Origin of the sequence: Candidatus Borkfalkia ceftriaxoniphila, from assembly GCF_004134775.1 — a bacterium.
Classification (GTDB): domain Bacteria; phylum Bacillota; class Clostridia; order Christensenellales; family Borkfalkiaceae; genus Borkfalkia; species Borkfalkia ceftriaxoniphila.
Window position 1 is genome coordinate 125,565 of sequence record NZ_SDOZ01000002.1, and the last position, 12,034, is coordinate 137,598.

The window sequence follows — 12,034 nt, forward strand, 5'->3', positions numbered from 1 at the left end:
TTACTGTTAGTTAGATTTTTGTGCGGCGCGCGCCGCACAAAAAATGGGTACCCATTTTTATAATGTTAACGCTAACAAAGACCTGAAAAAATTATCATTCTTCTTCCAGACAATTGCAAGCGATCCATTTACCGTCTCGGATCAGAAAACTTTTGAACTGATACGGCAAAAACGATACGGTTTTACGGGCTCCGTCCGCTACGAGGATCACGTCCGTTTCGTTTTCCCGATCGAGAGAATTGTACAGACGGATCAGGAGCGCGTCCTTATTCCGCGAAGGTCTGCACGCGGTCAACGCTACGGACGGCTCCGAAATTTGAATCATGCCGCCGCAAGTCTTTCCGTTGCCCGTAGGAAAATAGCTGATCGCATAGGGCTGCTGGTGCGCGATCTGGCTTTCCTTTTCGATCTGTCCCCAACGCGACTCGGCAGACGAAAAATTCAATTCGAATTCGAAATGACGCTCGCCCTGGTCGATACGGGCTCCGAAACGGTCGGTCATCATAATGACGCGATCGTCGATGGGATGCGCGCAATAAGCGGAACTGTTCAATAGCGTAAAATTCAATTCGTTTTCGCGGGTGCTTAATCCGTACGTGCCGAAATGAATGGCCGAAACAGCCCTTTCCGCGTCGGCGGTGACGACGTAATCCTGCGCGACCACTTCTCCGCCCGACTGCGGCAACACATTCATACCAAAGGCAGTGCGGCCTTTCAGACAAGCGTCTTTGAGCGCTGTCCGCACGCGCATTTTGAGTTTGATATCCTTTTCGTTGTTATACAAGTCGATCTGTACCCGCACGACAGTCCCCTTTTTAGGCAGGATATACCGAACCGCTGCGCGGCTGCTCCGATATCCGAAAAGCGATTCCGCGACGGTGCGTACCTCGCCGTCCTCGATCACGCGCACAGGTGAAAGACGTTCCTTTGCCACAGCAGCAAACGCGGCGGATTCCTGCTCGTTCAGCAATCTGAACGCCCCGAGGTCTTTCTGATAGTCGTCGTAATGAAAGCCCCAGGGATCGCAGTAGTTTTCGATCACCTGTAAAGAAAACGATTCTTCCAGATATTGCTTCCCGCCCGCCTCGATCGATTCGACGAGTCCCGTCTTTGCAGAAATACGGACGCGAAGTTCGCCGTTGTCAAAGAGCAGATCGTCTGAAATATCACCGAGCATTCGAGGCCGAACGGGCTTACGCTGCGTAAACACGCGCACACGGTTCATGGAAAAAGGCTGCATTTCGATGGAAAAAACAACTTTTTTGCGCCAATCCAAGGGCAGATTGCTGCTCTCTTTTTCCAACTGACAGGGAATTTTTTCTCCGTTGCAATGCACGCTTACGTCGTAAAACTCTTCTTCGCTCCAATTCTGGTCGGCGAGCATGAATTCGCATTCGACGTCGCGCCGCACCGCGAAAGGATGCGGGTTGTAGACGAGGATCGGATATTCTCCGCTTTCCGCCTTGGGCTGCCCGCCCGACAGTGCGAAAAACGCTTTCAGTTGTATTTTCTCCGCTTCCGCAATGCCGTGCGAAAGGTGCACGATCGCGTCTTCCTCCGCGCTCTGAATACAAGAGCCGGGCAGTATATCGTGAAATTCGCAGAACATCAGATCTTCTTCGGCGCGGCGAAATGCGGAATCATCGAACTTCGCGCCGAACATTGCAGCATGCGCAGCCATTTTTTCCGCGCGCGCCAATTCGTTTTCCAGACGCTGATGCAGTTGCTTGATGCGGATCATCGAGGTATAGCACCCCATATTTACGTGGTTCAGATCCCCCGCGTCGGCAAAACCGTCTCTCTTTTTCTCGATCTCCCGCCAATACGCTTCCGGCGTAGAATGGACGATCTCCGTCTGCGGATATTTCTTTTTCAGTTCTTCGATGATCTGATAATCTTTTCGGGATGGCCCGCCCCCGTGATTTCCTACTCCCCACAGGAACAGCCCTTCATCCATATCGCCGAAACGAGCCAGAAAAGGTTCGAGTTTTTTATCTACCTGCCCCAAGAGTGTGTTATATGCGGCAAAGACGCGATAGACGATGACGCTGCTGTTCGCAAACCCTTTCCATATCTGATTGCGGTCGCCGTCCGCAGATTCGGGACGCATACAGACGTAACCGCGGTATCCCGCGTCCTGCAAAATCTGCACCAAACCTCTCGTATGCCCGAAACTGTCGAAATTGATCGCGACTTCGGGTTTCTGAAAGGTCGGGAATTTTTCACGGAAATATTCCAGTCCCGTTTGAATCTGGCGTATCAGACTTTCTCCCGACGGCATATTACAGTCGGGCTGCAAATACCAACCGCCCATAATGTGCCACTTGCCTTCCGCCACCAGTTTTTGAATACGGCAAAACAACGCTGGATCGTTTTCTTCGATCCACCGATACAGGATCGCCTCGTTATGGCAGAATATGTAATTCTCGAATTCTTCGCAGAAATCCGCCGCGGCGGAAAAAGTGGTGATCGCCGCGCCCACGCCCTCCTGCCAGCGCCATTGCCAGACAGGATCGAGATGCGCGTTGCTCAAAAGATGCAATTTCTTCATACAATATTTCCTTGCGTTTTTTCCGTTACCGATTTGCGCCGCAGAAGGCGCGGTTCGATCAATATTTTATGTTTTGTTCTTCTTCCCTCGATAAAATTGTGACACGCTTCCATCGCCCGCTCCCCCACTTTCAGACTGTCGATATCCACGGTCGTCAACGCGGGGATGATCATTTCCCCCACATATATCCCGTCGTTGCCCATGACGGAAATATCTTTGGGGATGCTCATGGAACAGGAATGGATCGCCTGCATGGCGCCGATCGCCAGAATATCGTTGGCGCAGTAAAATGCCTCGGGAACGTCTCCGTTTTCCAAAAGCCGCCGCACCAGATCAAACGAGTCCTCGGTCGAATTGGCGCAATATTCTACGCGGATCTCCGATTCAAGTCCCGCTGCACGCATTTCCTTTTCATAAACGTCCTGTCTGTCTTTCCACAGTCCCTCTTTGAGTTCGCTGTTGATCTGAAAAATCTTGCGGAAACCCGCGCCGATCAAATATTGAATGCCTATGCGCGCCGCCTTTGTATAATCGTGGCAGACGTATTCGACCAGATCGCTGTTGATATCGATGTCAATGACCACGCAAGGCAGATTCCTGCGGGCGAGCAGATTTTTCAAATCCTCGTAAAACTGCCACATTTCTCCCAAAGCATGTTTGGACGAAAGTCCGTTATTCATTCCCTTGGGCTCGACGGGAAGAATGATCAGACCGTCAATCATCTTGCTGACCAGCATATTGAGCGCCTGCACGGACGATTGATAATCGGTCGCGTTGCTGATGATGATATTGTATCCGCTCTCGTGCGCGCGGCTCTCGATACCGGAAATAATGCTCGAATAGACGGGGTTAAAAATGTTTGAAAACAGGACCCCGACCGTTCGGGACGAAGCGTTGACCAGGCTTTTGGCGATCTGATTGGGAATGTAATCCAGATCTTTGACCGCCTGCTCTACTTTTTTGCGGGTTTCGGCGCTGACCGCGCCGTTGTCGTTGATGACTCTGGAAACCGTCATCATCGAAACGCCCGCCTTTTTTGCCACGTCTTTGATATTGACCACTGCTATTCTCCACTAAAAACAATAAAAATACGCTGTTTTATGATATGTTAACGCTAACATTGATTTCATTATAGCACCGCATATGCGTCTTGTCAATACCTGTTTTGAAAATTCATGAAAAAATTTTTTGGTCATATTGTCGTCACAAAAAAATCGGCGGGTTTCCCCGCCGATCTGTAATCAGTTCTTTTTGCTGTGCGATTTGAAGATGAGCGCAAAGATAAACGCGAAGACGACCGCTGCAGTGACGCCCGCGCTCGCCGCCGCGAGCGAACCCGTGACCGCGTAAAACAGACCTTTCTGCGCGCCGCGGATGGCGCCGTTCGCCAGCAGATAACCGAAGCCCGAAATGGGGACGGTCGCGCCCGCGCCCGCGAAATCCACGAGATACTGATACAGCCCGAGCGCCTGCAAAACCACGCCCGCCAGCATGAAGTACACTAAAATCTTCCCCGCGGTCAGTTTGGTGAAATTGATGATCACCTGCGCGATCAGACAGATCGCGCCCCCTACGAGAAACGCTTTGACAAACATGAGTATGATTTCCAGATATTGATTCATTGTAATTACCTCTCCAATACGACCGCGTGACTGATACAAGGAATGGAATCCCCCTGCTGCGAGGACGTCGTGGATAAAAGCGCGCCTGTCGCCGCAAACAGCACTTTTTTGATCTCGCCCCGTCGCATCATTTTATCATATATATAAGAATTAAAGACGACTGCGCTGCAACCCGCGCCGCTGCCTCCCTGGAACTCGTCTTCGATCACTTTATAAATGACCTCGCCGCAGTCCACGTGATTGGCGGAAATATCCACGCCCTTTTCCCACATCAGATCTTTGAGGATACGGCTGCCCAGCGCCCCGAGGTCGCCCGTCAAGATCAGATCGTAATCTTCGGGCGCAAGCCCCGTATCTTTAAAATGCGTGAGAAGGCTGTCCGCCGCGGCGGGCGCCATCGCGGCGCCCATATTGTTGACGTCGGTCACGCCGAAATCCACGACCTTCCCGAAAGTGGCGGCAGTGATGGAAACGCCTTCGCCTTTATTTGAAATGACCGCGCTTCCCGCTCCCGTTACCGTCCACTGCGACTGCGGGGGACGCGTACAGCCCAATTCCAAAGGATAGCGGTACTGCCGCTCCGCCGAAGAAAAATGACTGCCCGTCGCGGCGACGACCGTATCCGCGTATCCCGCGTTGACCATGGAAGCGCTCAGCGCGAACGCCTCGCTCATCGTAGAGCAGGCGCTGTACACGCCCAGAAAGGGAATGCCGAACTGACGCGCCGCGAAACTTGCCGAAATGATCTGGTTCAGCAAATCCCCCGAAATCAAAAGATCGACTTTTTCCTTGGCGAGATTGGCGTTCTGTATGCTCTTTTCGATGGCATAGGCGAGCATTTTGCGCTCCGCTTTTTCGTACGTCTCTTCGTTGAACATATCGTTATTGAGCGGAAGATCTACGTATTTACCCACGATCCCTTCCGTTTCCTTCGGTCCCGCGACCGTCGCCGTGGCGATGATCTTCGGTCTGTTATCAAAATAAATGGTATGACCCTGCATTGCAACCTACCCTTCTGTTTTTAGTTAGTTTTTGTATCTTCGATTTTTTTATTCCGTTTGGCTGACTTTTCCGCGCATTTGTGATATAATCTAATTCCATTTACAAACCATACATTCGGAGGCACACACATTGAGCGGATTTTTCGGCGTAGTATCCAAAAAAGATTGCGTATTCGATTTGTTTTTCGGAACGGATTACCATTCGCACCTCGGCACGAGGCGCGGCGGCTTGGCCGTTTACGGCAACGGGGCGTTTAACCGCGCCATTCACAATATCGAGAACTCTCCCTTCCGTACCAAATTCGAACGGGATTTCGAGGAAATGAAGGGAAACGCGGGCATCGGCTGTATATCCGACAACGAGCCGCAGCCCCTATTGGTTCGTTCGCATCTCGGCAATTTCGCCATCGTGACAGTGGGGCGCATCAACAATATCGAACAACTCGTCAAACAGGCGTTCGCGGAAGGCGCGACGCATTTTCTTGAAATGAGCGGCGGCAGCATCAACGCGACCGAACTGACGGCTGCGCTCATTAACCGCAAAGCGACCATCGCGGAAGGCATCCGCTATGCGCAGAGCGTTATCGAAGGTTCGATGTCCATTCTCATTTTAGTTCCCGAAGGCATTTACGCCGCGCGAGATAAGATGGGAAGAACGCCCGTCGCGCTCGGAAAAAAGGCGAACGCGCACTGCGTCGCGTTCGAATCTTTCTCCTATCTCAATCTCGGCTATACGCACGATCGCGAACTCGGCCCCGGCGAGATCGACTTTCTCACGGCGGAGGGCGTCGAGGTCATCGCCCCGCCCTGCGGCACCACGAAGATCTGTACTTTCTTATGGGTCTATTACGGCTATCCCGCCTCTTCCTACGAGGGGCTGAACGTGGAAAAAATGCGTTATAACTGCGGCGATATGCTGGCGCGGCGCGACGACGCGATCGTCGCGGACAGTGTCGCGGGGCTGCCCGATTCGGGAACGCCGCACGCGATCGGCTACGCGAACCGTTCCAAACTGCCCTTGGCGCGCCCCTTCGTCAAATATACGCATACCTGGCCGCGCTCCTTTATGCCGCAGAATCAGAGCAGACGCGATCTGATCGCGCATATGAAACTCATTCCCATCGACGACATGATCCGCGGCAAAAAACTCGTTCTCATCGACGATTCGCTGGTACGCGGGACGCAGATCCGCGGCATCACAGATTTTCTCTATCATAACGGCGCGAAAGAAGTGCATATCCGCCTCGCCTGCCCGCCGCTTTTGTACGGCTGCCCCTATCTGAATTTTTCCCGCTCCTCCTCATCGCTCGAGCTGATCGCGCGGCGCAAGATCGCCGAACTGGAAGGCGAAAACAACGAAGAAAGAGTTTCCGCTTACACAAACCCCGATTCCGCGGAATACGAAACGATGGTCGAATCCATCCGCCGCGAACTGAAATTCGATTCGCTGAAATATCATCGCCTCGACGATATGCTCGCATCCACGGGACTTCCCGCCTGCAAATTCTGCACACACTGCTGGAACGGCAAAGACTGATTTTTAAAATAAAAACCCCGCCGCCCATAAGGCCGCGGGGTTTCGTTTACCCGATAAAATAATAGATAATGCCGACGATCGAGCCCGAAAGAACGCCGAAAACGATGATGGGGCCCGCCACGACGAACATTTTCGCGGCAAGTCCGTAGATATAGCCTTCCGTTTTGAATTCCAAAGCGGGAGATGCCACGCTGTTGGCAAACCCCGTAATGGGCACGATCGAACCCGCGCCCGCGTTTTTCCCGATACGGTCGTACACGCCCAGGCCGGTCAAGAGCGCGCCGCAGAAGATGAGAACGATGGAAACGGTGCCCGCAAGTTCATCGCCCTGCAATCCCGCCCAGTATTCGAACATAAAGCGGAGAAACTGACCGAAACAGCAGATCCCCCCGCCCACGATAAAGGCGCGGTAACACGTCTTGAAATGCTGGGTAGGAGCCGCAAAAGACTTGACGTATTCGAGATAATTCTGATTGGGTTTCAGTTCACTTTTCTGCATTGTTTTTATCCTCCGTGTGTATAAAGTCGGGGAAACAGCTCTCGCGCTCGTCCCGCCCTTTCATTGCCGCAGCATCGGCAATCTGCGCTCGTTTCTTCATACTCACAGTTTGAGGATCTTATTGGAAAAATATTCAACAACTGAGTTGTTTTTTCATGTCGCTTACGATTTTGTTTTCGATCCGCGAGATCTGCACCTGCGAAACGCCGATCACTTCGGCGACCTCGCTCTGCGTCATATCGCGGAAATACCGCAGCATGATGATCTTTTTCTCGCGCTCGGGAAGTTTTTCCAAAGCGGTTTTCAACTGCATTTTTTCCACCATCTCTTCCTGATTGTCCACGGCGGGCAGTTTATCGAGAAGTTCGCGCGATTTTTCGTCCTTATAGTCGTTCTGATCGTAGATGGAAAGCGGCATGCGCGTGGAACCGAGCGTGAATACGACCTCGCTCTCTTCCACGCCGAATTCCTTGGATATTTCTTTGACGGTAGGCGCCCTGCCGTGCGCTGCGGAAAAATCCTCGATATAGCGGTTCATGTTTTTTGCCGCGAATTTGATCGCGCGGGATACTTTGATCGAGCCGTCGTCGCGCATGAAACGCTTGATCTCGCCCGCGATCATCGGCACGGCATAGGTTGAAAATTTGACGCCGTAACTCTCGTCGAAGCCCGTGATCGCCTTCAAAAGCCCCATGCTCGCAAGTTGAAACAGATCGTCGTAGTCGACACCCTTATTCAGATAACGCTTGACGATACTCTTGATAAGCGAAGTATTGTGCGTGATCAGTTCTTCTTTGGCAAAAGAGTCGCCCTCTTTCGCCGCACGTATATATTCGAGCGTCTTTTCGTCACTCAGCATCGGCGAGTTCATCCGTCCCGTCATTACGGTTGAAATACTTGGACATAAAAACGGTGGTTCCCGTACCTTTTTTCGACTGTACGCGAAAATCGTTCATAAACGTCTGCATGATCGTAAATCCCATTCCCGAACGCTCCTCATCCGACAGTGTGGTATAAAAGGGTTCGAGCGCGCGCGGCACGTCCTCGATCCCCTTGCCGTTGTCGGTTATTTGAATATGTAGGGCGTTTCCGTCCGTTTCGCATTCGATGGTGACGGTGCCCGTTCCCCCTTTGTACGCGTGAACGATACAGTTGGTCACCGCCTCGCTGACGGCGGTCTTGATATCGGAAAGTTCGTCGAGCGTGGGATTGAGCGAAAGGCAGAATGCGGCGATGGTATTGCGGGCAAAAGGTTCGTTTTCGGAAACGGATAAAAATTCAAGTTTCATATGATTTTTCATGTTCGTGACTCCTTTATAGTTTGGGGATCAGGGAATATATGCCGCTGATATTGAGAATTTTATCCGCGTTTAAATTTGGTTCCTGAATATACATGGGCGTGGAACAGCGTTTCAACTTTTTGTATCGGCCTATCAGAAATCCGATGCCCGTGGAATCCATAAATTTGACGCCGGCGAGATTGACGATAACCCGTTCCGAAGAAATATTTGCATCGATCAGCGCGTCCACTTTATCCCGAACGAGAGAGGCGTTGTATTCGTCCAGTTCTCCCGAAAGGTATATGTATAGATCTGCGCCCTGCTTTTGAGAAGAAATGTTCATACACAGCGCTCCGAAAGTTTTTAATCATCATATCACCCTGCGCCGCGCGCATTTTACGAGATTAGAAAAAATCGTACTTTTTTTTGTCGAAAAAAAACTCGGAATTTTTTGAATTTTTCGGCAGACAAACAGTTGACATTTTTTTCTATATGTCATATAATATCTAAGCGTTGTGATTGAGATAACGCAACCCGTATTTAAGGGCCTTTAGCTCAGTTGGTTAGAGCGGTCGGCTCATAACCGATTGGTCCGCGGTTCGAGTCCGTGAAGGCCCACCATCCTTAAATACGGCCCGGTAGTTCAGCTGGTTAGAACGCTAGCCTGTCACGCTAGAGGTCGACGGTTCGATCCCGTTCCGGGTCGCCACTTTTTTTAAGGGGCTTGTTTGATAGCATATATCGGCTGTTAGGCAAGCTTTTAAATGCCTCGGTAGCTCAGTCGGTAGAGCAAGGGACTGAAAATCCCTGTGTCGGTGGTTCGATTCCGCCCCGAGGCACCAACAACGTGCTGGTGTAGCTCAACTGGCAGAGCAGCTGATTTGTAATCAGCAGGTTGTGGGTTCGATTCCAATCACCAGCTCCATCGATATGGGAAGATTCCAGAGCGGCCAAATGGATCAGACTGTAAATCTGACGTCTTCGACTTCGGTAGTTCGAATCTACCTCTTCCCACCACTTAAAAAAACGGACACCCGAAAGGTGTTCGTTTTTTTGCAATAAAGTGATTTATTATAAATTCACTCCTCTTCCCTCAATTCATCGATAAAATGAAATACTTTAACACGCGCCGCGCAGCGGCGCGTTCGTTTATTCAAGCACCCGCCATAGTACCATTTTTAGTTTTGGTATATGCTTTTACTTGAAAATACGCTTGATTTTTGCTATAATAATACTAATATGTGTAGGAACAGGTAGAAAAGATTATGTTAAAAAAGACAATAGTTCTCATATTAAGTATAATTCTATGTGTTGCCTGTGTTAGCATTATGGTTGCTTGCAATAGCAACAAAAAAACAAGTGGCGATACCTCTCATATAGCCCCCAGTACAGATGAACCTGGCACAGATGATCCTATCACTGAAGAACCTGATACGGATACATCCGATACGGATGAGCCTAGTATTGATGATTTATCGGTAATTATTGAAGGGTTTTCCTTTGATAATGAAAATGGATATATTTCTGTTCCCAATTCTCAAGAGGTTTTTACTTTTAATGAATTAGTTAAAGTTAATCCTGACTCTACTTGGGAGTTAAGTCTTGATATTTATGGCTTATTGCCTATAACGACAAATACAATACAATTATCCGTTGGCGATAATTATGTCTATTTGCTGGTTACATCTGAAATCAGCGAAAGTTCACGTTTATATACATTAAATGTAAGAAGACATCCTGTATATACGATAACTTTTGACACGTTCGGCGGTACAATAATTGAGAACAAATATGTTGAAGAAAATCAGTTGTGCCCCACTCCCAATGCGCCTCAAAAAGAAGGGTATTCATTTATCGGTTGGGATTATGACTTGTCATGTCCTATCACTGACAATATAGAAGTCAATGCAGAATGGGAAGCAAATACATATAAAGTTTATTACAATTATGAGGGTGGTTCTTATAGTGATAATAGAACTTATGACGAAGTGACATTTGACAGCGAATATCAACTCATCATACAACGCGTCAAGGGTATACCTTTTTGGGATGGTTTGCAAATAATGGGGAAGATGAAGTGTGCATATCAGATGAAAAAGGTGTTTCACTTTCGCCATATAGCAAAACAGATTCAATAACTGTATATGCTAAATGGGATTTTAATTACATATATTCAGAGACCGATATAGATATTATAATCATTGAATATATTGGTGCTGAAAAAGAAGTCATTGTGCCAGACTTTATAAATGAAAAACCTGTAACAGAAATAGCGGATTACGCATTCGAAGAAAATGATTACATTGAGATAGTAGCACTACAAAACAATTTAACCTTTATTGGAGAGTTCGCTTTTAATGGGTGTTCAAATCTGACGGAAATTTTTTTGGGAAAGTCTGTAAGAAATATTCGTTATTGTGCTTTTTATAACTGTGTAAATCTTGATAAAGTTTACTATAATAATTATTTCGAAAATTGGTTCAATTTAAGTTTCTCAAATGAATATTCAAACCCAATATATTATTCGGAAAATTTGTATGTTTTGGACGACTATGGCAATTACATGTCCGCTATAGGTGGGTATGTTTCTGTAACAAAAGTAAACAATTATGCCTTTATAAACTGTAAAACTTTAGAGGAAGTGTATTTTCATAATAAGGTTACAGTTGGAATATACGCATTTTCAGGCTGTGATAATCTTACAATACATTATCTTGCCGAGCATTAAATGATATAACTTGAGCAATAGTTATTTTGTAATTCGTTTTAGATTACTACCTCTCCACCGCAAAAAAGACGACACACGATCGTGTGTCGTCTTTTTTGTATAATACCTTACCGATCTTTATAATGAACGTCGAACGAATCGCTTTCCGAATCGTAGGAGGCGTAGATGATATCGTTCAGTTTGTACCTGCTGCGGATATCAAGCCGCTCGAACAGCCATTTGACGTCTTTGCCGAGTTCGCTCAAGCCCGACTTGGAAACGACTCCGTCGACGATGAGAACGTTACTCAGTGAAGCGGGCTGGACGGCCTCTTTGTCGATGTCTTCGATGACGACGGGTTTCTGGTTGCCCTTGGGAAGGACTGACAGTTCTCCGCTCGGTTCGAAGATCGCGTACGCCACGTCGCGCACGTCGAAATAATTTTTCTCGCGGAGCATAGAGAGAAGATCGTTGACGTCGATCTTGTTCTTGCTCAACTGTTTATAATCGATCTTTCCCTCGTAGATGAGCGTGGAAGGCTTGCCCTTTAATATACGCTTGAAGAAAGTGGTCTTGCGTCCGACGATCGCCACGAGCAGCGCCAAAAGGAAAAAGATAGTCATTGCGATCAGATAGTAATAGAACGGTGTATCGGAATCGAAGGACATTTCGGCGGCAATGGAGCCCAAAGAGATGCCCACCGTATAGTCGATGAATTCCAACTGAGCGATCTGCTTTTTGCCCAGAATTTTAGAGATGATAAACAAGTAAATAAATGCCACGAATGAGTTGATGAACACCCAGCCGAGGGGATGGATTCCGAATAACATAAAAACT

General features: G+C 48.6%; 12 protein-coding genes and 5 tRNA genes. 8 read left to right on the forward strand and 9 right to left on the reverse strand.

Features of this window, described 5'->3' with window-relative positions; all coding sequences use genetic code 11:
- Nucleotides 1-94 precede the first annotated feature (94 nt).
- The 4 genes from ESZ91_RS00700 to spoVAD all read right to left on the reverse strand — a co-directional run bounded on the left by ESZ91_RS00700 (nt 95) and on the right by spoVAD (nt 5,174).
- Nucleotides 95-2,551, reverse strand: coding sequence for a glycoside hydrolase family 38 N-terminal domain-containing protein (locus tag ESZ91_RS00700; protein WP_129223116.1), 2,457 nt, complete (start codon nt 2,549-2,551; stop codon nt 95-97).
- Nucleotides 2,548-3,612 (reverse strand): LacI family DNA-binding transcriptional regulator, encoded by a 1,065-nt coding sequence (locus tag ESZ91_RS00705; protein ID WP_129223118.1) that lies wholly within the window; start codon nt 3,610-3,612, stop codon nt 2,548-2,550. Before ESZ91_RS00705 ends, ESZ91_RS00700 begins: the two co-directional genes overlap by 4 nt.
- 180 nt (nt 3,613-3,792) lie before the next feature.
- On the reverse strand, nt 3,793-4,173 hold the full coding sequence (locus ESZ91_RS00710; RefSeq protein WP_201270830.1) for a SpoVA/SpoVAEb family sporulation membrane protein: 381 nt from the start codon (nt 4,171-4,173) through the stop codon (nt 3,793-3,795).
- A 5-nt stretch (nt 4,174-4,178) separates the two neighbouring features.
- A complete protein-coding gene (spoVAD, locus tag ESZ91_RS00715; protein ID WP_129223120.1) occupies nt 4,179-5,174 on the reverse strand; it encodes a stage V sporulation protein AD in 996 nt (331 codons plus the stop codon).
- Nucleotides 5,175-5,304: 130 nt separating this feature from the next.
- On the opposite strand from spoVAD, the gene ESZ91_RS00720 reads away from it, so the two are divergent.
- A complete protein-coding gene (locus ESZ91_RS00720) occupies nt 5,305-6,711 on the forward strand; it encodes an amidophosphoribosyltransferase (protein ID WP_129223122.1) in 1,407 nt (468 codons plus the stop codon).
- 46 nt (nt 6,712-6,757) lie between these two features.
- On the opposite strand, the gene ESZ91_RS00725 is transcribed toward ESZ91_RS00720, so the two are convergent.
- The 4 genes from ESZ91_RS00725 to ESZ91_RS00740 form a co-directional block, all read right to left on the reverse strand.
- Nucleotides 6,758-7,210, reverse strand: a complete 453-nt coding sequence (locus ESZ91_RS00725; RefSeq protein ID WP_129223124.1) for a SpoVA/SpoVAEb family sporulation membrane protein — start codon at nt 7,208-7,210, stop codon at nt 6,758-6,760.
- 133 nt (nt 7,211-7,343) lie between these two features.
- Nucleotides 7,344-8,069: a SigB/SigF/SigG family RNA polymerase sigma factor gene (locus tag ESZ91_RS00730; RefSeq protein WP_161970981.1), complete on the reverse strand. Its 726-nt coding sequence runs from the start codon at nt 8,067-8,069 to the stop codon at nt 7,344-7,346.
- Entirely contained in the window at nt 8,059-8,511 is a 453-nt protein-coding gene (spoIIAB, locus tag ESZ91_RS00735; RefSeq protein WP_129223128.1) for an anti-sigma F factor, read from the reverse strand. Before spoIIAB ends, ESZ91_RS00730 begins: the two co-directional genes overlap by 11 nt.
- Nucleotides 8,512-8,524: 13 nt before the next feature.
- Nucleotides 8,525-8,833, reverse strand: a complete 309-nt coding sequence (locus ESZ91_RS00740) for an STAS domain-containing protein (protein WP_129223130.1) — start codon at nt 8,831-8,833, stop codon at nt 8,525-8,527.
- Between the two features lie 201 nt (nt 8,834-9,034).
- Here ESZ91_RS00740 and ESZ91_RS00745 point away from each other — a divergent pair.
- The 7 genes from ESZ91_RS00745 to ESZ91_RS00775 all read left to right on the forward strand — a co-directional run bounded on the left by ESZ91_RS00745 (nt 9,035) and on the right by ESZ91_RS00775 (nt 11,218).
- A tRNA-Ile gene (locus ESZ91_RS00745) sits at nt 9,035-9,111 on the forward strand.
- A gap of 11 nt (nt 9,112-9,122) precedes the next feature.
- Nucleotides 9,123-9,199: transfer RNA gene (locus ESZ91_RS00750), tRNA-Asp, on the forward strand.
- A gap of 57 nt (nt 9,200-9,256) precedes the next feature.
- A tRNA-Phe gene (locus ESZ91_RS00755) sits at nt 9,257-9,332 on the forward strand.
- 7 nt (nt 9,333-9,339) lie between these two features.
- Nucleotides 9,340-9,415 (forward strand) — tRNA-Thr (locus tag ESZ91_RS00760).
- A 7-nt stretch (nt 9,416-9,422) separates the two neighbouring features.
- Nucleotides 9,423-9,507, forward strand: a tRNA-Tyr gene (locus ESZ91_RS00765).
- Nucleotides 9,508-9,755: 248 nt separating this feature from the next.
- The gene (locus ESZ91_RS00770; protein ID WP_129223132.1) at nt 9,756-10,628 is read left to right on the forward strand and encodes an InlB B-repeat-containing protein; all 873 of its coding nucleotides are present in this window, start codon (nt 9,756-9,758) and stop codon (nt 10,626-10,628) included.
- Nucleotides 10,535-11,218, forward strand: coding sequence for a leucine-rich repeat domain-containing protein (locus ESZ91_RS00775; RefSeq protein WP_129223134.1), 684 nt, complete (start codon nt 10,535-10,537; stop codon nt 11,216-11,218). Before ESZ91_RS00770 ends, ESZ91_RS00775 begins: the two co-directional genes overlap by 94 nt.
- A 107-nt stretch (nt 11,219-11,325) precedes the next feature.
- On the opposite strand, the gene ESZ91_RS00780 is transcribed toward ESZ91_RS00775, so the two are convergent.
- Nucleotides 11,326-12,027 (reverse strand): DUF421 domain-containing protein, encoded by a 702-nt coding sequence (locus tag ESZ91_RS00780; RefSeq protein ID WP_129223136.1) that lies wholly within the window; start codon nt 12,025-12,027, stop codon nt 11,326-11,328.
- Nucleotides 12,028-12,034: the final 7 nt, after the last annotated feature.